At 66.7% G+C, this 18,947-nt stretch carries 16 protein-coding genes and 1 tRNA gene; 11 read left to right on the top strand and 6 right to left on the bottom strand.

All coding sequences use genetic code 11. The features are described 5' to 3' along the window. Nucleotides 1-273: 273 nt before the first annotated feature. From hemL to G6016_RS05115, 4 genes are read left to right on the top strand one after another with little or no spacing between them, the layout of a single operon-like run. A complete protein-coding gene (gene hemL / locus G6016_RS05100; protein WP_182631647.1) occupies nt 274-1,584 on the top strand; it encodes a glutamate-1-semialdehyde 2,1-aminomutase in 1,311 nt (436 codons plus the stop codon). Beyond that, on the top strand, nt 1,581-2,489 hold the full coding sequence (locus G6016_RS05105) for a histidine phosphatase family protein (RefSeq protein WP_241729775.1): 909 nt from the start codon (nt 1,581-1,583) through the stop codon (nt 2,487-2,489). The genes hemL and G6016_RS05105 overlap by 4 nt, the downstream gene beginning before the upstream one ends. A 9-nt stretch (nt 2,490-2,498) precedes the next feature. Then, complete coding sequence (locus tag G6016_RS05110; protein WP_182631616.1) at nt 2,499-3,110, top strand: TlpA family protein disulfide reductase; 612 nt, start codon at nt 2,499-2,501, stop codon at nt 3,108-3,110. Then, nucleotides 3,107-3,967, top strand: a complete 861-nt coding sequence (locus G6016_RS05115) for a cytochrome c biogenesis protein CcdA (protein ID WP_182631617.1) — start codon at nt 3,107-3,109, stop codon at nt 3,965-3,967. The genes G6016_RS05110 and G6016_RS05115 overlap by 4 nt, the downstream gene beginning before the upstream one ends. A gap of 94 nt (nt 3,968-4,061) precedes the next feature. On the opposite strand, the gene G6016_RS05120 is transcribed toward G6016_RS05115, so the two are convergent. Beyond that, nucleotides 4,062-4,134, bottom strand: a tRNA-Gly gene (locus tag G6016_RS05120). A gap of 392 nt (nt 4,135-4,526) precedes the next feature. On the opposite strand from G6016_RS05120, the gene resB reads away from it, so the two are divergent. Next, nucleotides 4,527-6,191, top strand: a complete 1,665-nt coding sequence (resB, locus tag G6016_RS05125; protein ID WP_241729776.1) for a cytochrome c biogenesis protein ResB — start codon at nt 4,527-4,529, stop codon at nt 6,189-6,191. Then, nucleotides 6,188-7,186: a c-type cytochrome biogenesis protein CcsB gene (ccsB, locus tag G6016_RS05130; RefSeq protein WP_338403521.1), complete on the top strand. Its 999-nt coding sequence runs from the start codon at nt 6,188-6,190 to the stop codon at nt 7,184-7,186. Before resB ends, ccsB begins: the two co-directional genes overlap by 4 nt. Before the next feature lie 302 nt (nt 7,187-7,488). Here ccsB and G6016_RS05135 read toward each other — a convergent pair whose 3' ends face one another. Both G6016_RS05135 and G6016_RS05140 read right to left on the bottom strand, forming a co-directional pair. Beyond that, on the bottom strand, nt 7,489-7,893 hold the full coding sequence (locus G6016_RS05135; RefSeq protein ID WP_182631618.1) for a hypothetical protein: 405 nt from the start codon (nt 7,891-7,893) through the stop codon (nt 7,489-7,491). A 30-nt stretch (nt 7,894-7,923) separates the two neighbouring features. Beyond that, nucleotides 7,924-9,435: a sodium:solute symporter family transporter gene (locus G6016_RS05140; RefSeq protein ID WP_182631619.1), complete on the bottom strand. Its 1,512-nt coding sequence runs from the start codon at nt 9,433-9,435 to the stop codon at nt 7,924-7,926. Between the two features lie 285 nt (nt 9,436-9,720). Between G6016_RS05140 and G6016_RS05145 the strand changes: the two genes are divergently transcribed. The 5 genes from G6016_RS05145 (at nt 9,721) to G6016_RS05165 (ending at nt 14,859) form a co-directional block, all read left to right on the top strand. After that, nucleotides 9,721-10,611: an SDR family NAD(P)-dependent oxidoreductase gene (locus tag G6016_RS05145; RefSeq protein ID WP_182631620.1), complete on the top strand. Its 891-nt coding sequence runs from the start codon at nt 9,721-9,723 to the stop codon at nt 10,609-10,611. Next, nucleotides 10,608-12,140, top strand: coding sequence for an AMP-binding protein (locus tag G6016_RS05150; protein WP_182631621.1), 1,533 nt, complete (start codon nt 10,608-10,610; stop codon nt 12,138-12,140). Before G6016_RS05145 ends, G6016_RS05150 begins: the two co-directional genes overlap by 4 nt. Continuing rightward, nucleotides 12,137-12,943: an SDR family oxidoreductase gene (locus G6016_RS05155; RefSeq protein ID WP_182631622.1), complete on the top strand. Its 807-nt coding sequence runs from the start codon at nt 12,137-12,139 to the stop codon at nt 12,941-12,943. The genes G6016_RS05150 and G6016_RS05155 overlap by 4 nt, the downstream gene beginning before the upstream one ends. A gap of 4 nt (nt 12,944-12,947) precedes the next feature. After that, nucleotides 12,948-14,135 carry an acetyl-CoA C-acyltransferase gene (locus G6016_RS05160; protein WP_182631623.1) on the top strand — a complete coding sequence of 396 codons (1,188 nt, stop codon included), beginning with the start codon at nt 12,948-12,950 and terminating at the stop codon, nt 14,133-14,135. An 88-nt stretch (nt 14,136-14,223) separates the two neighbouring features. Next, complete coding sequence (locus G6016_RS05165; protein WP_182631624.1) at nt 14,224-14,859, top strand: TetR/AcrR family transcriptional regulator; 636 nt, start codon at nt 14,224-14,226, stop codon at nt 14,857-14,859. A 120-nt stretch (nt 14,860-14,979) separates the two neighbouring features. Here G6016_RS05165 and G6016_RS05170 read toward each other — a convergent pair whose 3' ends face one another. The 3 genes from G6016_RS05170 to G6016_RS05180 all read right to left on the bottom strand — a co-directional run bounded on the left by G6016_RS05170 (nt 14,980) and on the right by G6016_RS05180 (nt 18,915). Continuing rightward, entirely contained in the window at nt 14,980-15,684 is a 705-nt protein-coding gene (locus tag G6016_RS05170; RefSeq protein WP_182631625.1) for a TetR/AcrR family transcriptional regulator, read from the bottom strand. Between the two features lie 49 nt (nt 15,685-15,733). Further along, complete coding sequence (locus G6016_RS05175; RefSeq protein WP_206682285.1) at nt 15,734-17,344, bottom strand: carboxylesterase family protein; 1,611 nt, start codon at nt 17,342-17,344, stop codon at nt 15,734-15,736. Nucleotides 17,345-17,649: 305 nt separating this feature from the next. Then, complete coding sequence (locus tag G6016_RS05180) at nt 17,650-18,915, bottom strand: MFS transporter (RefSeq protein ID WP_182631627.1); 1,266 nt, start codon at nt 18,913-18,915, stop codon at nt 17,650-17,652. Nucleotides 18,916-18,947: the final 32 nt, after the last annotated feature.

An 18,947-nucleotide genomic window follows, 5' to 3' on the forward strand; every position in this document is an offset into this window, starting at 1 on the left:
CGGCGGCTCCGGCCCCGGTCCTGCCGGCTCCGGCCCCGTTGCCCACCCCGCAGCAGGTGCACGACCAGGCACAGCAGGCGCTGCAGGGCGTGGCCGGTCAGATCGACGCCGCCGCGAAGTCGCTGCTGGCCCCGCCGGCCGCGCAGTAGGACAAACGCCCGTGTCGGGTCGGGGACCGGCGGAGGCCCACACCGTGAGGGGGTGGATGTCGGACGTCTCTGGAACACTGGAGTCGTGACGACTTCGAGTGATGCCTTCCCGACCCCGACCGGCCTGTCCGGCACCACGCGATCGGCCGAGATCTTCGCCGAGGCCCGCGAGCTGATCCCCGGTGGGGTCAACTCCCCGGTCCGCGCCTTCAACTCCGTCGGCGGAACCCCGCGTTTCATCCGTGAAGCGCGGGGTTCTCGCATGACGGATGTGGACGGCAACACCTACATCGACCTGGTGTGCTCGTGGGGGCCGATGATCCACGGCCACGCCCACCCCGAGATCGTCGACGCGGTCCGCGACGCGGCCTCCCGCGGCCTGAGCTTCGGCACCCCCACCGAGGGCGAGGTCGACCTGGCGCGCGAGATCATCTCCCGCACCTCCGTCGAGGAGGTCCGTCTGGTCAACTCCGGCACCGAGGCCACCATGAGCGCGGTGCGCCTGGCCCGCGGGTTCACCGGCCGGAGCAAGATCATCAAGTTCTCGGGCTGCTACCACGGGCACGTCGACGCACTCCTGGCCGACGCCGGCTCGGGCGTGGCGACGTTCTCCCTGCCGGACTCGCCCGGCGTCACCGGGGCGAGCGCGCACGACACGATCGTGCTGCCGTACAACGACTTCGACGCGGTACGCCTCGCCTTCGCCACCCATGGCGACCAGATCGCGTGCGTCATCACCGAGGCCGCCGCCGGCAACATGGGCACCGTCCCGCCATTGCCCGGCTTCAACGAGGAACTGCGCAGTCTGTGCTCGGACAATGGCGCACTGCTCATCATGGACGAGGTCATGACCGGCTTCCGCGCCGGCGACCGCGGATGGTGGGGGATCGACGGCGTCGCCGGCGACCTGACCACCTTCGGCAAGGTCATGTCCGGCGGACTGCCGGCCGCCGCCTTCGGTGGCCGCGCCGACGTGATGAGTCACCTCGCCCCCGCCGGCCCCGTCTACCAGGCCGGAACCCTGTCCGGGAATCCCGTCGCGGTGGCCGCCGGCCTCACCTCGCTGCGCCTGGCGGATCACTCCTGCTACTACACGCTGCAGACCAACGCCGACCGGCTCGAAGCGCTCATCACCAATGCCCTGCAGGCCGCGGGGGTCGCCCACACCGTCCAGCGGGCCGGCACCATGCTCAGCACCTTCTTCACCGAGGCCCAGGTGACCGACTACGCGGGAGCCAAGGCCGCCGAGTCGTTCCGGTACGCGCCGTTCTTCAACACCCTGCTCGACCGCGGAATCTATGCCCCGCCGAGCGCGTTCGAGACCTGGTTCGTCTCCACCGCACTCACTGACGACGACTTCCAGCACATCGCCGAGGCGCTGCCCGTCGCCGCCGAGGCCGCCGCAGCCGCCACCGCCCCGGAGGACGCCCGATGAGCAGTAACCAGCGCGGCCTGCGCGGCAAACTCGCCGTCCCGGCCACCGGACCCACCTCACTGCCGATCCCGCTGCGGGGAGACCATCCCGCCCCCGCCGAGGCGCCGCCGTCGCTGGGCGGACCCGGCTCCGCGGCCGACGCGGGTCAGGGCCACGTGACGTCACCGGCCGAGGGATCAGAGGCGTATGGCGCCGAGCCCGGGACGATCGCGGCGCCGGGGGAGCCGGCCTCGTCGTCGTCGACTTCTCGTGACTCCTCAGCGCGAGGCACCGAGGCCCAGACGATCGTCCACCTGGTCCGGCACGGCGAGGTCCATAATCCCGAGGGCGTCCTGTACGGGCGGCTGCCCGGGTTCCGGCTGTCCGAGCTGGGGCGGAGTCAGGCGGAGACCGTCGGTCGGGTGCTCGGCTCGGGGCACGACATCGTGTCGATCGTGGCGTCGCCGCTGCAGCGCGCGCAGGAGACGGCCGCCCCGCTCGCCGAACGGCTCGGGCTGCCCGTGGGGATCGACGAGGACATCATCGAGGCCGACAACCGGTTCGAGGGCAACAAGGTCGGTGGCCCCGGCGGCGCACTGCGCGACCCCCAGTACTGGCCCATCCTGCTCAACCCGCTGCGACCCTCGTGGGGCGAGCCGTACCTGCAGATCGCGCACCGCATGATCGGCGCCGTCTACTCGACGCTCGACGTGGCGCGCGGGCACGAGGCCGTCCTCGTCAGCCACCAGCTGCCCGTCTACACCACCCGACGTTTTCTCGAAGGGCGTCGGCTGTGGCACGATCCGCGGAAGCGGCAGTGCTCGCTGGCCTCGATCACCTCGTTGGTGTTCGAGGGCACCACACTGCGCGACATCGTCTACTCGGAGCCGGCGGGTGCATCCGACCCGTCACAGACCGGAGCCTGAACCACCACAATGCGTACGACCCGAATCGCGCTCGGCGCGCTGCTGATGGCGGCAGTCCTGACGACCGGGGCCTGCGCGACCGGCGACGACGCCGTGATCGCCGGCCCCGAGACGTTCGAGTTCATCAGCCCGGACGGGCAGGTCGAGATCTACTACGACCCGCCGGCCGAGCGGAAGCCGATCGCCGACATCGTCGGCCCCGACCTGCTCGACCCCGACACCACCCTCAACCTGCAGGAAGACCACGCGGGCGAGGTCGTGGTACTCAACACCTGGGGCCAGTGGTGCGGACCGTGCCGGGCCGAGGTCGACGACCTGCAGCGCATCCAGGACGAGTACGGCCCGCAGGGTGCCACCGTGTTCGGCATCAACCTGCGTGACCCCAACCGGCAGAAGCCGGTCGACTTCGTGACCGACAACAACGTCACCTACCCGTCGATCTGGGACCCCTCCAACGCCGCCGTCGGCGCACTGCGCGGATTCCCGACCTCGGTCGTGCCCACGACCCTGATCCTCGACAAGCAGCACCGCGTGGCGGCGGTGTTCCTCGTCGAGATCACCGACGACAAGCTCACCGACACCATCGAGAAGCTCCTCGCCGAGGGGGGCGAGCCGGTGTGAATCCCGAGGTGATCGTCCTCGCGCAGGGGATCGGGGAGACCTTCCAGCAGACCGTGGCCAGTGGCCCGATCCTGCTGGCACTCGGCGCGTGCCTGTTGGCCGGACTCGTGTCGTTCGCCTCGCCCTGCGTGATCCCGCTCGTGCCCGGCTACCTGGCCTACCTCGCCAGCGTCGTGGGCGCCGAACGACCCCCCGCCACCGCGGCCGCCGCCGAGAAGCAGCGGGCCGCCACCGCCACGCTGACCCTGGAGGAACGCCGCACCAGGCGCGCCTCGAGGCTTCGCGTCGTGGGGGCGTCACTACTGTTCGTAGCCGGCTTCACCGTGGTGTTCGTGCTGCTCAGCGCCATGGTGCTCGGCACCGTGCAATACCTGGCACCCCAGGAGGCGCTCCTACAGCGGCTCGGCGGTGTGGTGACCATCGTCATGGGCCTGGTCTTCATCGGCCTCGTGCCCACCCTGCAGCGCGACACCCGCATGCAGCCCAAGGCCCTGTCCACGTGGCTCGGGGCACCGATGCTCGGCGCCGTCTTCGCCCTCGGCTGGACCCCGTGTCTCGGCCCGACCCTGGCCGCCGCACTGTCCGTGGCCGCCGGAACCGGCGTCGACGCGGCACGCGGAGTGCTGCTCATCGTGGCCTACTGCCTCGGACTGGGCCTGCCGTTCGTGGTGGTGGCGTTCGGCTCGACCTGGGCCATGCGCACCGTCGGCTGGCTGCAGCGCAACACCCGCCGCATCCAGATCTTCGGCGGCGTGCTGCTCATCCTCGTGGGCCTGGCGTTGCTCACCGGCCTGTGGTCGGAGTTCGTCTACTGGCTGCGCGACTTCGCGATCTCCGACACCACGCTGCCCATCTGACGCGGGGGCGCGGGGGCGCGGGGGGCTCTGGGGGCGACCAAACGACAGATGTCCCGGACCAGTCGGTAACCGATGGTCCGGGACATCTCCTGCGAGCGGATGACGAGATTCGAACTCGCGACCCTCACCTTGGCAAGGTGATGCGCTACCAGCTGCGCCACATCCGCATCAACGTCGGGCTTCAAGGAGCCCTTGATCGTGCGAGAAGAAACGATAGCGGACCAACGATCAGAGGCCCAAGTCGGGGTCCCCGGCAGATGGTGACACGGGGAGTGAGGGTGGTGTCTTCGTCGTCGTCGTAAAAAATCTCCGCGCCGCCACCGGCCGAGGGTGACGATCCGGCCGAGCGACCCCACCATGACCCCGGCGTGCGGGACCCGGCAGCCCCGGCGGGGGACGGGCGGGAGACGGGCGACACATCCGACGCGCGGTGCGCTACCCTGCCAGGTTTCGCTCAGGTTGGCCCGACTAACCTGGGACCGACCGGCGTCGAGTATTGCCGGGGCGCCCGCGGGTGCCCACGGCGGACCCGACGCACCGCGACCCGCAGATGGACCCCATGCCCAGAACCGCCGCCGTCACCGCCGTTTTCCGCAACACATGGCGCACCCTCACGGCGATGCGCACGGCCCTCATCCTGCTGTTCCTGCTGGCTGTTGCCGCCGTGCCCGGCGCCCTCCTGCCGCAGCGCAGCCTCAACGAGGGCAACGTCAACGAGTACATCGCCGAACACGGCTGGCTCGGGGAGTTCTACGACAAGCTGCAGCTGTTCGACGTGTTCAGCAGCTGGTGGTTTACCGCCATCTACGTGCTGCTGTTCATCTCGCTTGTCGGCTGCCTCACCCCGCGCTCGATAGACCTGGTCAAGCAGCTGCGCACCCCGCCGCCGCTCGCGCCCCGCAACCTCAGCCGGATGCCGCACCACGCCGCGTACCGGACCACCGCCACACCGGAGCAGGCCGCCGGCCAGGTGCAGAAGGCCCTGCGCGGCTGGCGGGTGCGGCGCAACGACGGCGACGGCCGGGTGGCCGACACGATCGAGCTCTCGTCGGAGCGGGGGTACATCCGCGAGGTCGGCAACATCGTCTTCCACTTCGGGCTGCTGGCGCTGCTCATCATGTTCGCGGCCGGCAAGTTCGTGTACGCCGAGGGGATGCGGGTGGTGATCGCCAACGAGGAGTCGCCGGCGTTCTGCAACACCACGCCGAGCGCGTACGACTCGTTCCGCGCCGGGCTGCTGGTCGACGGCACCGATCTCGAGCAGTTCTGCATCAAGATCGAGGACTTCCGCGCCGACTACCTGCCCAACGGCCAGGCCGAGATGTTCACCTCCAACGTGCGGTACACCGAGGAGGTCGCCACCACCGACCCGGACACCTGGGAGCACTACGAGATGCGGGTCAACCACCCGTTGCGCATCGGCTCCACCCGCGTCTACCTGCAGGGACACGGCTTCGCGCCCACGTTCACCGTGACCTACCCCAACGGTGAGACCCGCACCGACACCCAGCACTGGCAGCCCACCGAACTGCAGACCTTCCTGTCTTCGGGGATCATGCGCTTCGACCCGCCGGCCGGCATGTACCCGGACCTTCTCGAGCGGCGTGAGCAGCAGATAGCGATCCAGGGGCTCTTCGCGCCGACCGCGCAGTTCGACGGCACCCTGCTCAGCTCGCGGTTCCCGCGCATGGATGACCCGGCCGTGGCGGTCGACGTCTACCGCGGCGACGCCGGTCTCGACACCGGGCGCCCGCAGTCGGTCTTCGCGCTCGAGCCCGACCTCATCGAGTCGGGGCTGCTCAACCGTGAGGCGCGCGTCAACCTGCGCCCGGGCGAATCCACGACCCTCGCCGACGGCACCGAGGTCCGCTTCGACGGCGCCGAGGAGTTCATCAACATCCAGGTCTCCGAGGACCCCACGCAGATCTGGGTGGGAGTGTCCGCCGCGGTGATGATGGGCGGGCTGGTGTTGAGCCTGATGGTGCCGCGCCGCCGGATCTGGGCCCGGGTGAGTGTCGACGACGACAACGTGACCCGCGTCGACCTGGGAGGCCTGGCCCGCACCGACCGATCGGGCTGGGGCGCGGAGTTCGACAGGCTCCGGGACCGGCTGGTAGCCGAATCGACCGTCACACCCGTCTTGCCTGATGAGGCGGATTCGGGACACACTTCAACCAGTCCCGGCGCGGCCGGCGACGACGTGCGGAAGGACGACACCAGGTGAACACCGTGATTCTCGCGCAGGCCCTGCCTGTCAACGAGACCCTGTCCAACTACTCAGACATGGCGTTTCGGACCTCGTTCGCCATCTATGTGTTGGCGCTGCTGGCGTCCATGATCTATTACGGCGGATTCCGCGCGGCCAAGTTCACACAGAAGGAACTCGTCACCGCCGGGGGTACCGGGCTGACCGAATCTACCTCGATCACCGACACCGGCGACGAGGACCGCGCGTCCGCCGGGAACACGCGGTGGGCGAAGATCGCGCACTTGTTCGTGGTGATCGGATTCCTGTTCGCGGTGGCCACCTGGGTGCTCCGCGGACTCGCCACCGACCGGTTCCCGCTGGGCAACATGTACGAGTACATCCTGGGCACCACGGTGCTCGCGGTGGGCGCCGGCCTGGTGTTCCTGCGCAAGCCCGCACTGCAGACGGCGTGGCCGTACGTGCTGCTGCCGGTCCTCGTCCTGATGTTCTTCGGCGGCACGCACCTGTACTCCGAGGCCGCCCCGGTGGTGCCGGCACTGCGCTCGTTCTGGCTGCCGATCCACGTCTCGATCATCACCCTCGGCGCGGGCATCCTGCTGGTGGCCGGCGTGGTGTCGATCATGTACCTCATCCGCGTGTGGCAGCCGCAGGGTCACGAGTCCGGCTGGGGCGCGTGGCTCGCCCGTCCGCTGCCCGCGGCCGAGACCCTCGACCGACTCGCGTACCGGATCACGGTGGTGGGTTTTCCGATCTTCGGCGTGGGCATCCTGCTCGGCGCCGTGTGGGCCGAGTCCGCATGGGGCCGGTTCTGGGGCTGGGACCCCAAGGAGACCGTCAGCTTCATCACCTGGGTCTTGTACGCCGTCTACCTGCATGCGCGCGCGACCTCGGGTTGGGGTCCCAAGCGGGCGGCCTGGATCAACATCGCCGCGTTCTCGGTGCACGTGTTCAACCTGTTCTTCATCAACATGGTTGTCTCCGGCCTGCACTCCTACGCAGGGCTGAACTAGTCGCTCCGGCCGGGCGGCCCGCCGCTGACTGTTCGGCCTGCGCTGTTCGGCCCCGCGCTGCCCCGTCGTCCCATTCGCTCGACAGGATTCGTGTTCTGATCGAGAATCTCGCACATCCCTTCCGGTGGACGCGAGGCCGGATCAGAGCTCTGCGCGGCTCGGCCGTGAGGTCGGCGCGGCTCAGTCGTGGGGTCGGCGCAGAAACAACGATTGCCCCACCGCTGCTGCGGTGGGGCAATCGTGCGTTCAGGGTGTGATCGGGTCGCCTGCCTTGACGGCCTGACGCGCGGACGTCTACGGGATCAGGCCGCCACGACAGCCGTGTCGTCGGTGAGGTCCTTCATCAGCCACGACTGGTGGACCGCCGCGTACACGAGAGGCGCGCCGACCGCTGTGAGCGGCCAAATCATGTAGACGAAGATCGCGGTGGCTGTGGGTAGTCCACCCAGCATTCCGCCGGAGTTGAGGGTGACCTGGGCTGCGACGAACAGTGCCGTCAGCGCGGTGCAGAAGACCCCGATGAGTGTCAGGTTGGCCCGGTGCCACGCCCCGGCGAGGTTGAGCGCGCCCATGAGCATGAACGCGACCGTGAGTAGCGGGATCGCGTAATAGACGGCGTGCCAGATGTCGAAGATGGAGCCGAGCGCGGTCCCCAGTGACGCTATGCCGATGACGAGCACCAGGACGTCGGTTTTGTCGAGCTTCATGTCGATACCTCGTGATTCTTCTCGTCGGAGTCAGTGAGTCGCCGGGGAGGCGGTGTGCTCGGTGGTGTCCGCGGACCGGCCGGGCTCGGGGGTGTAGGCCGTGACGAACTGCTTTTGATCCTGCTTGGAGGGGACCAGCACCGAGATGATGAGGAACAGCACCACGGAGAGCGAGATGATGGTTGCGCCGTCCTGCATGTACTCCGGGATGGTGATGAGTTCCTCGCGGGCCAGGATGGTCAGCGCAAGGTTTCCGAGGATGCCGAAGGTCACTGCAATCGTGGTGGCCAAGCCGGTTGCTCGCTTCCAGAAGATGCCGATCACGACCGGGGCAAAGATTGCGGAGGCGAACGCGGCCCAGCCGATCGCGCCGAGCAGGAACACGACCTGGGTCAGGTAGAGGGCGAACACTAGCGAGCACACCACCACGAAGGCGCTGGCGAGCCGGTACCAGAGGAGCTCACGCTGAAGGGCCTTGCCGAGCGAACCCATCAGGTCACGGGTGAGAGCGGAGGCGCCGATTGTGATGAAGCTCGAGGCCGAGGACATAATCGCGGCGAGCAACCCGGCCAGGGCGAAACCGGCGAAGGTCGTGTTGGTCATGTTGTCGAGGAACCACGTGGTTGTGTTGTCGTAGTTGTCGAATCCCGGAGCGCGGCCCTCGACGGTCAGAGCGCGTGTGGCGAGGCCGATTCCGAGGGCGAACAGTGCGGTGATCGAGTAGCCGATCGCTGCGACGAGTGCGCCCCAACGCAGCTCGCTGGCATTGCGGAGCATGAGGAACTTTGTGGCCAGCTGCGGCTGGGCGGCGCCACCGAGGATCGCGAGGTAGACGAATCCGAAGATCCACCCCATGCTCTGCGTTCCGTTGATCTGCAGGAAGCCGGGGTCGCTCTGCGCGATGGTGTTGAGCATGCTGCCCCACCCGCCCACGGTGTTGATCGCCACGAAGAACGCGATGAGCGACATGCCGATCATGAGCAGGCCCTGGATGAGATCGGTCCAGATTGCGGCCAACATGCCGCCGGCGATCGTGTAAGCGGCGACGATCCCGGCTCCGATCATCGCGCCGGTAGCCAGTTCGATGTCGAAGATCAGGCCCATGATGACGCCCATCGCGGTGATCTGGGAGGTCATGTAGGCGACCGAGCCGATGAAGATCGCTACGGACATGGCGAAGTGGGCGCCGCGACTCTTGTAGCGGATGCGAATGATGTCGGGGATTGAGTGCACGTCGTGTGCCCGGGCGATCTTGTAGAGGCGCGCACCCAGGAGGAACCAGGCCAGCGCAAACGCCAGGGGGACGAGGAGTGCGGCCGCGATGATCGCCTGGATTCCCCACGCGTTGGTGTTGGACGTGTGACCGATCATCCCGAAGCCACTCTGGATGGACGAGAAGGAGGCGATGGCCATGACGAAGAAGCCAAGCGTCTGGCCTGCGACGAGGAAGTCCTTGGAACTCTTCACCCGTCTGTTGGCCCAGTAGCCGATCGCGAACATCGCGATGAAGTAGACGATCACGATCGCCAGGACTGTTGTCATTATCCGATCCCCAATCTGGATGGGTGGGTGGCCGCACCGAGTTGGGCTGGCCGGAGAGAGGTGAGTGAACCGTGGCTGGATCCACAGAGACCTGCGTAGCCCTGTGAACAGCCATACTACCGAGTATCTCCCACTAAATTGTGGGACGCGCCACACTATAGCGCACGATTCTCGGTCGTCAAGGCCTCAAGCTCGTGCACTGTCCCGGCCGCGGCCGGGTTCTTGACTTTGCGTGGCTCCCATCACATCATACTCGGTAGTATTGCTGTTCAGAACGGAGAAGGCATGTTCAATTTCGAGGATCGAGTCGCGATTGTCACCGGGGCGGGTGGCGGTTTGGGCCGCGCGCACGCTCTCGCGCTGGCCGAGCGGGGCGTCAAGGTGGTGATCAACGACGTCGGCGGTGTCGCCGGAGCCCGGGCGGTGGTCGACGAGATCACGTCCGCAGGCGGTACGGCGGTGCCGGACAGCACCGACATCACCGACTTGGTGGCCGTGGAGAACATGGTCACGGCGACCATCGAGCGGTGGGGCCGGGTCGACATCCTGATAAACAACGCGGGGATCCTCCGCGACAAGAGCTTCGCCAAGATGGAGCTCACGGACTTCCGTGCGGTAATGGACGTTCACCTCATGGGCTCGGTTCACTGCACCAACGCCGTGTGGCCGCACATGGTGGAACAGGGCTACGGCCGCATCCTCATGACCACGTCGGCGTCGGGCATCTACGGCAACTTCGGCCAGTCCAACTACGGCGCGGCCAAGTCCGCGCTGGTGGGATTGACCAACGTGCTGGCGATCGAGGGGGAGCGCAAGGGGATCCGCGTCAACGCTCTCGCCCCCACCGCTGCCACGCAGATGACGGACGGGCTGCTGGACGCCGAGGCGGCCGCGAAGTTGGGTCCTGGGACCATCGCCCCGGGTGCCGTTTTTCTTGTCTCTGACGATGCGCCCACCGGCGTGATCCTGGGCGCGGGCGCCGGGGTGTTTGCCCTCTCGAAGATGGTCGAGGGGCCGGCGATCCACCTACCTGACGAGGCGCGATCGGCTGAAGAGATCGCCGCGCGCTGGGCGGAACTCGACGACTTCGGCGGCCTGCGCTCGCACACTTCGGCCTTCGAGCAGACGAGCCACTACGTGCAGGTCGCCTCGGCTGCGAAGGGGGCGAAGGTATGACAACGAAAGCGACGACAACGACGACGACGACAACGCCCACACCGGAAGAAGGTTTTCCGCTCGCCGCGATTCCGGGTTACTACGCGAAGGACAGGGGCAATGACGTGGTCGCTCGCGCGGACGGCACTACGCTGACCTGGCGAGGGCTGCACGAGCGCAGTAGTGCCGTGGCCCGCGGACTTATCGAGCGCGGTGCGGAACCCGGCAGGATCGTCACGCTGCTGATCCCCAACTCCACGGACCTGATCGTGGCGACCTTTGCCTGCTATAAGGCCGGAGCCACGCCCCAGGTGCTCTCGCCCACCATGACCCCCTCGGAACTGCAGGCGATCATCGAGTTGGGCGACCCCGTCGTCGTCGTCGAACTGGACGAGCGCGAGCCCCGTGACCGCGTGCCAGGTGGCAGGGCCGACACGGTGACCCTCGCGGCGCTCGCGGAGGGGCAGTCGGAGGCGGACCTGGAGGAGACCCGCGTCCCCACGTCGTGGAAGGCACCGACCTCCGGCGGTTCGACCGGCCGGCCCAAGATCATCCTCTCGGGCAGGCCGGGCGTGACGTCGTCGTTCGACCCGTCGTTCTGGCGGATCAACCCCGGCGAGCAGGTCCTGATCACCGCACCCATGCACCACAACGCCCCCTACTCCACGGCGCTGAGCGCCATCTTCGGCGGCGGCACGGTGACCATGCTTCGCAGGTTCGACGCCGAACGCACCCTCGCCGAGATCGACGCCGTGGGCGCGACCTGGGTGTACCTGGTGCCCACGATGATGCGACGCATCTGGGCCCTGCCCGCCGACGTCCGCGCGTCGTACTCGCTGGCCTCGGTGCAGTCGTTCTGGCACTGCGCCGAACCATGCCCGGCGTGGCTCAAACGCAACTGGATCGAGTGGCTGGGAGCCGAACGGATCTGGGAGCTCTACGCCGGAACCGAGGCCGAGGCCGGCTGCACGATCCGCGGGGACGAGTGGCTCGAGCACCCCGGCTCGGTGGGCAAGGTGACGTGGGGCGAGATCCGCCTGGTCGACTGTGACGGCGCGGAGGTGACCGAGCCCGGGGCATCCGGCGAGATTTTCACCCGCGTGCCGCAGGGCAATCCGGCGACGTACCGCTACATCGGCGCCGAGCCCAACGAGCTGGACGGATGGTCCTCGCTCGGCGACATGGGCAGGTTCGACGCCGACGGGTACCTCTACCTCCACGACCGTCGAGGCGACATGGTGACCGTCGGCGGGATGAACGTGTACCCGGCGGAGATCGAGGCGGCACTGATCGAGCACCCGGATGTGCAGACCACCGCCGTGATCGGGCTGCCCGACGAGGACATGGGCAACCGTCTCCACGCGATCGTCCAACCCCGGGACGGCTCGCTGGTAAGAGAGGACGAGCTCCGCGAGTACCTCACCGAGCGACTCTCCAGGCAGAAGGTGCCCAGGAGCATTGAGCTCGTGTCCCATTCCCTGCGCGATGACGCGGGCAAGATCCGACGCTCCGCCCTACGCGCGGAGCGACTGGAAGGAGAAGCGCGATGAGCACCGACCTTTTTGACCTCACCGGCCGGCACGTCCTGGTGACCGGAGGCGCGCGCGGGATCGGACGGATGATCGCCGAGAGTCTGCTGCGACGCGGCGTGACCGTCTACCTGTCCACCCGCAAAGAGGACGCGGCGAGCCAGGCGGCGCGCGAGCTCGGTGGACTCGGCAGCGTGCACGCGTTCGCCGTGGACATCGGCACGGAAGCAGGTTGCCGCGAGCTGATCGAGAAGGTGTCCGAGCACACCGACCAACTGCACGGGCTGATCAACAACGCCGGTGCGACGTGGGGAGCGACCTTCGACGACTTCCCGGACGCAGCCTGGGACAAGGTCCTCAGCGTGAACGTCAAGACGCCGTTCACGTTGGCCAAAGCCGCCCGGCCGCTCCTCGAAGCCGCCGCGCAGGGCAGCAGCAATGGCGGCCCGGCGCGGATCATCAACATCGGATCCATCGACGGCTTGCTGGTGCCGAACTACGAGAACTACTCCTATTCGGCGGCCAAGGCGGCGATCCACCATCTGACCCGGCACATGGCGGCCACCCTGGCTCCTTCGGTTCTGGTCAACGCGATCGCGCCCGGACCGTTCCCCACCAAGATGATGGAGTGGGTCCTCGACGAGCGAGGTGACGAGATCACCGGCTCCAACCCGCTCAAGCGGCTCGGACGGACCGAAGACATGGACGGTCTGGTCACCTTTCTGCTGTCGGACGCCAGTTGCTACATCACCGGCAGCGTGATCCCTCTCGACGGTGGGCTCACCTCCACCGCATCCGCCGCACTGTTCGCCGAGGAGGCCTGAACTCATGCGTGAAGCAGTTATCGTGTCCACCGCCCGCACCCCGATTGGTCGCGCCTACAAGGGCGCGTTCAACGACACCCAGGGCCAGACGCTGGCCGGGCATGCGATCGCCCAGGCGGTGGCCCGCGCCGCGGTCGATCCGGGCGAGATCGAGGACGTGATCCTCGGGTGCGCCATGCAGGAGGGCAGCACCGGCTACAACGTGGCCCGGCAGGCGGCGCTCCGCGCGGGACTTCCCGTCACTGTCTCCGGGATGTCCGTGGACAGGCAGTGCGCGTCCGGGCTGATGGCCATAGCCACCGCGGCCAAGCAGATCGTGGCGGACGGCATGCGCGTTGCCGTGGGCGGCGGAGTGGAGTCGATCAGCCTGGTGCAGAATGAGCACCGCAACACCCACCGCACCGCGGACCCGTGGCTGACCGAGCACGGCCACGACGTGTACGTCTCGATGTTGGAGACCGCTGAGAACGTGGCCCAGCGGTACGGCGTCACCCGCGAGGCGCAGGACCACTACGCCCTGACCTCGCAGCTCCGCACCGCAGCCGCCCAGGAGGCTGGGTTGTTCGACGACGAGATCGCGCCGTTCTCGGGCACGAAGCTGGTGGCCGGCGCTGACGGCCCGGTCTCCGAGGAGTTCACCCTGGCCCGGGACGAAGGCAATCGACCCTCCACCACGCTGGCAGGCCTGGCGGGGTTGCGGTCGGTCCTCCAGGACCGGGACGGGCACGCCGCCACCGTCTCTGCGGGAAACTCCTCGCAACTGTCCGACGGCGCGGCCGCTGTGGTGCTGATGGAGCGAGCCGAGGCGCAGCGTCGTGGTCTCGAGCCGCTCGGGACATACCGCGGGATGGCGGTGGCGGGCTGCGAGCCCGGCGAGATGGGCATCGGCCCCGTGTACGCGATCCCGAAGTTGCTCGCCCAGCACGGACTGGGCGTGGACGACATCGACCTGTGGGAACTCAACGAAGCGTTCGCCTCCCAGGCCGTGTACTGCCGCGATCAGCTGGGCATCGATCCGGAGAAGTACAACGTCAACGGCGGTGCCATCTCGATAGGGCACCCTTACGGCATGAGTGGCGCCCGGATGGTCGGGCACGTGTTGAGGGAGGGGCGGCGTCGGTCGGCCCGCTATGCGGTCGTCACGATGTGTGTCGGCGGAGGGATGGGCGCGGCCGGCCTGTTCGAGCTGTGACCAACCTGGGCGAGGCGCGATCAGCGCACCGGGTGAACTCGCTGGCGCCGTCGCTGTGGGCCCCGTTGACCGATATGCTGAGGTCGATATGACGGAGACGTTCGGAGTGGATGAGGCCGCACACGATGCTGCGCGGACCGCGATTCTCGACGCCGCCGCCCACGTCTTTCACAGTCAGGGATTCAACGGGACGACGATCGACGACATCGCCCGGAAAATCGGCGCCACCAAAGGTCGCGTCTACTACTACTTCCGGTCGAAGTTCGACATCTACCTCTCCGTGTACGAGTACGGGATGCGGCTCGTCCGGGAGGCCGTGGAACCACATGTGGATGGGCCTGGTTCGGCTCGGGACCGGCTGACGGCGATGTCCATCGCGCACGCCGTGAACCTGATGACCAACCTGAGTTACCACGACACCATTCACCAGGGGATCCATCGTCGGTCGGCGCTGGCTCTCAAAGATCGGCAGACCGACCAGCTCGCGGAACTCAACAAGATCCGAGAGAGCTACGAGGTCATGTTCCGCCAGGTGGTGGAGGAGGGCATGGCCGACGGCAGCCTCCTGCCCGAGGACCCCAAGCTGGTCGCTCGGGCACTGCTGAGCAGCCTCAACTCGATCGACTCGTGGTTCCGGACCCGGCCCGATCAACCTCTCGCCGAGGTGGAGGGGCTGGCCGCACGGGTTACCGGGCTGTACATCGGGGGACTGGCGGCCAGATAGACCCTTGGAGCACGCACCAGGCTCGGCCGGAGAGAAAGTTCTCCGACCGGGTCTGTTTGTGTGTCAGTCCACGGCCGGCACTGGGCTGTCAGATTCGCCGATCACAACCGAGGAACAGTGCTACTCAAGTTCGGCGGATTGTTCGCGGAGTGCGCGCAGAGATTTCCGCGTTGCCGGGGTATCGGGCAACACAGCGAACAAGCGGTCAGGAGCTGGGGGAGAGTGCATAGCACCGACCAGGTTCCGCACCCATGCCATCCCCTCGGAGATCTCGGACATAGCGTCGGACTCTCCCCCGCTCCGAGCCCAATTGCCAAGAGCCGTCCGGTGCATAGCGTCGACAAGTGCTGCTAGTCCAGGAGCCTGAAAGGGCCGGGAATCCAGCGGCAAGCGGCTACGAAGGAAAGCCGATGTGAGTCGTATGTAGCGTTCATGCTCGACAATTTCGCGCTCTCTTAGCTCAGGAACGACGCGAGTCAGCTGGTACCGGGCTAGGACGATCTGCGGCCGAGAAAGAAAACCACGGAGCGAATCCTCGGTCGCGGCGATGACGACCTCGATGGGATCATCTGACTGGTCTGCTGATTCTAAGAGCTGCTCCAAGCGGGCGAGCCGCTCGGGATGGTCTGGGAACGGGAGCTCGTCTTTGCTCCGGTAAAGACGGAACACAGTGCGCCGCGATACTTCCGAGGCTTCAGCGACCGCCTCCACCGTGACGGAGTCGTAGCCCTGATCGAGGAACATGCCCATGGCGGTCTCTGCGATGCGGTACTTCGTTTCGCGCGATTCGCGAGACTGCCCCGGCATGAACACCTCGATTGCCATTGAAGGACCAGGGCTCGATTGTATGAGCTCCCGCTGCCCCAGAGCCTCTCTACTCGAAGTGTCCAGTAGAAATTTCGGACTGGGTGTCGTTCGCATCCAGAACCACACTCTCCGGCCACTGCTGCCACACGACGCCGAGGGATTCGGTCTGTGGGCTGCCTGTACGGACGAAGTTGTGCACAGCGGTCATCATCTGCGCTGACAATTCCAACCGCCCGGGCTCGTTCGCCTCACTGAATGCGTAAGAAAACACGTTCCGTCCAAAGTTGCCGAAGATGAACGGCAGGTCGATGGCGTGGACTGCTCCATAGACATCGTCGAACGGCTTCGGTTGGTTGTTCCAGGCGAATTGGTAGTAGTAGAGGCGGTCATTGCCTGCGCGCTGCAACGTGGACATCGAATCTTCCACGATGCCCATGAAGACCTGCTCGGTGAGTGCGTCGGATGCCTCGTTCCAGCCTCCCGGCCCATCGATCGGCAGGTATTGCGAGGCGATGAAATCTTCCACCGCGTACGGTGACGGCTGGTTCGGGTCGAATTCGTACTGCATCGTGAATCGGTCGTATTCGCTTTGCGGATGCGCCGCGATTGCTGAGCCGAACAGCTTTCCCTCTTCAAACGTGTTGCCGGCGAGGACCGGGATGTCTTTCGCTCGAGCAGCGAGTGCCGCATGCGGGTCCGCGGGGATGACGACATCATCAACGATCACAGCAGGCGTCGCGTCGAGCTTATGACGTAGGGAAAGTGCGATGACGTCGTTGGCGGGCATATCTCTCAGCAACCGCAGGCCTTCGTCTGCGCCGTCAACCCCAGCCTCTTCTGCAGCGGCCTCTCCGAGGGCGCGGGCGTAGGTTTCTGCGGCCTGCGGGCTGGTGGTCTGGAGTCCACCGCTCATCGGGATCGCCTTGTCGAACAGACCTTCCGAGAGGGGGGAGGCCATGAGCGCCCATACATTGACGGCGCCGGCAGACTCTCCCATTATCGTGACATTGTCAGCATTTCCGCCGAACTCGGCGGCGTTGTCCTGGACGAAACGCAGGGCCTCGATCTGGTCCAAAAGACCGTAGTTTCCAGAGTCGGATAAGCCGCCACCGGATTCGGTTCCCAACTGATCGAGCCAGCCGAAGATTCCGAGTCTGTAGTTGACCGTCACGACAACCGCATCTGCCTTGTCGGCGAGGGCACGCCCGTCGTACATCGGATCTCCCGAGAATCCGACGACGTTGCTTCCTCCGTGGACAAACACGAGGACTGGTAGGTCCTTTTTGTCCGTCGCCGGGCGGTGAATGTTCAGCGTAAGGCAGTCTTCGTCACCAACGGGTGTGCCGAGGCCATCGCGCACGTTGAGGTTCCATACGGGGCCCTCGGGTGCCGGGCTGAATGTGCGGCCGGGTTGCGCACAGCCTTCCCCGTATTCAGTTGCCGCGAAGGGCTGAGACCATGGTGCGCGCGGGACGGGGGCCTTCCATCGCAGGTTCTCTACCGGCGGCTCTGCAAACGGTATGCCGAGCCACGAGTACGTCCCCGACTCTGTGGATTGGTCGAGCCCTGTCATGTCGCCGAGGGTCGTTTTTCGCAGGGTCTGGGCAGCGCTGTCTTCGATAGAGCCGCTGAGGCTGCCGAGTGACCCCGACGCGGCGACCGCTGTCGTAGCGGTCACGATTGTGAGGCCCACCGCCAAGCTCGCCGCACTGAAATTGCGGCGGAATCTTCGAACGTGTTGTGTCCCGGCTGTGTGGTCGGTCCGACTTCTGAAGTTCATGCCCATCGCTCCATCCAGGTGGCACTAAGTGCCAGAGAATTCGACATACGGAGGCACTCCGTGCCAGTAGTGTGGCATAGATCACCATTGGCGGCAATGGGCTAGCACTGTGCCGCCGCTGAGGTCTCGGCGGGCAGGTTGATTCGGATACTGGGTTGCGACGGTCGGCGAGAGCGGCCGTGCATCGGGCCGCACGCCCCTCCCTACGGGCAATCAGCCGGGCGGGGGAATGCCTTGTGTGTTCGCCGGGCGATCATCAGGAGCACCAGGACGACGACGCACAGGCAGCCGAGGAATAGTGCGGACGCGGTTACGGCGGTACTCAGAGATTTGGTTGTGGCAAGGAGTCCGACACCGATCGCGACTGCACCTTGTAGGAAATACGCGACGAGATACAGCAGCGACAGGATCGCACCACGATGCTCGTCGGGAGCAGTTCGGTTCATGACCCCCAGGCCGCCGGAGAACGCGAACGAGTACGCGATGCCACCGACCAGGCTCCAGGCGAAGAAGAGTTTGATGGACCCGGATGCGGCGGCCAGCACCATGAGGGTCAGGCTGCCCACGGAGAGCAGTGCGCCGATCACTACTGCCGCCTGCACTGGCAGCCGCGACAGGAACAGTGCTGTGAGGCCGATCGCAGCGGAGGAACAGCCCAGAAGTAGACCGGTCACCATCGCGTCTTCTGTTTGGGTGAATTGGCGGACCATGTGCGCGCCGAGGGAGAGCATGATCGCGCCCACGCAGTAGGCGAGGGCCACCGAGAGCGTTGCGATCGCGAAGGTCGGTCGTACTCCGGGGACCAGACGCAGTGGCTGGGGTCGCCATCGCGGAGCGTGTGCGGGACGGTCGTCGGGTGAGAGTGCGAGCGCGATGACCGAGAAGATCGTCAGGCCGAGGAGGACGATGTAGCTCCAGAACATCGGCATGGGGAGGAATCGGGCAAACACGCCGCTGAGTACCAGGGCGAGGGTGAGCCCGGTGGCGGTGGAGATGGTGGCCAGTGTGCTGGCGAACCGGGGATTGGCGGAGACGTTGTTCTCCACCAGCGAGGCGGTCGCGGCCCCCATCGCCAGTCCGGTACCTGCGCCCTGCAGCACTCGTCCGGCGAACAAGAATCCGACATTCGGTGCGAGGGCGAACAGGACGGCGGAGCCGGCGATGAGGGTGAGGCCGATGATCATGACCCGGCGTCTGCCGAGTTGGTCGGATAGGCCTCCGAACAGGGGGAGAACGATGATGATGGCGAGCTGATACGTGGCGAACACCGCGGTGATGACCGCAGGTGTGAGCCCCCAGAGGTCGGCGTACATCGGGTAGAGCACGCTCGGCGCCCCGCTGGACCACAGTGCCAGCGCCAGTACTGATGCCGAGGCCCAGAAGACGCGGCGCCTGGAACGCTGACCGGGGTGCGCGGTGGTGCCCGGGACGGTTCTATCGTGCGCAGCGGCTGTGTCGTGCCGTGTCATCGCGAGGGGATCTCCTGAGTGTGCGGCAGCAG

Origin of the sequence: Dietzia aerolata, from assembly GCF_014144865.1 — a bacterium.
Lineage (GTDB): Bacteria > Actinomycetota > Actinomycetes > Mycobacteriales > Mycobacteriaceae > Dietzia > Dietzia aerolata.

What these genes read in the sequence shown, in the direction of transcription:
- G6016_RS05145 (WP_182631620.1), top strand. Translation starts at nt 9,721, where the DNA reads ATGTTCAATTTCGAGGATCGAGTCGCGATTGTCACCGGGGCGGGTGGC.
- G6016_RS05105 (WP_241729775.1), top strand. Translation starts at nt 1,581, where the DNA reads ATGAGCAGTAACCAGCGCGGCCTGCGCGGCAAACTCGCCGTCCCGGCC.
- G6016_RS05170 (WP_182631625.1), bottom strand. Translation starts at nt 15,684, where the DNA reads ATGGCAATCGAGGTGTTCATGCCGGGGCAGTCTCGCGAATCGCGCGAA.
- G6016_RS05160 (WP_182631623.1), top strand. Translation starts at nt 12,948, where the DNA reads ATGCGTGAAGCAGTTATCGTGTCCACCGCCCGCACCCCGATTGGTCGC.
- G6016_RS05155 (WP_182631622.1), top strand. Translation starts at nt 12,137, where the DNA reads ATGAGCACCGACCTTTTTGACCTCACCGGCCGGCACGTCCTGGTGACC.
- G6016_RS05140 (WP_182631619.1), bottom strand. Translation starts at nt 9,435, where the DNA reads ATGACAACAGTCCTGGCGATCGTGATCGTCTACTTCATCGCGATGTTC.
- G6016_RS05110 (WP_182631616.1), top strand. Translation starts at nt 2,499, where the DNA reads ATGCGTACGACCCGAATCGCGCTCGGCGCGCTGCTGATGGCGGCAGTC.
- G6016_RS05165 (WP_182631624.1), top strand. Translation starts at nt 14,224, where the DNA reads ATGACGGAGACGTTCGGAGTGGATGAGGCCGCACACGATGCTGCGCGG.
- G6016_RS05150 (WP_182631621.1), top strand. Translation starts at nt 10,608, where the DNA reads ATGACAACGAAAGCGACGACAACGACGACGACGACAACGCCCACACCG.
- resB (WP_241729776.1), top strand. Translation starts at nt 4,527, where the DNA reads ATGCCCAGAACCGCCGCCGTCACCGCCGTTTTCCGCAACACATGGCGC.
- G6016_RS05135 (WP_182631618.1), bottom strand. Translation starts at nt 7,893, where the DNA reads ATGAAGCTCGACAAAACCGACGTCCTGGTGCTCGTCATCGGCATAGCG.
- G6016_RS05180 (WP_182631627.1), bottom strand. Translation starts at nt 18,915, where the DNA reads ATGACACGGCACGACACAGCCGCTGCGCACGATAGAACCGTCCCGGGC.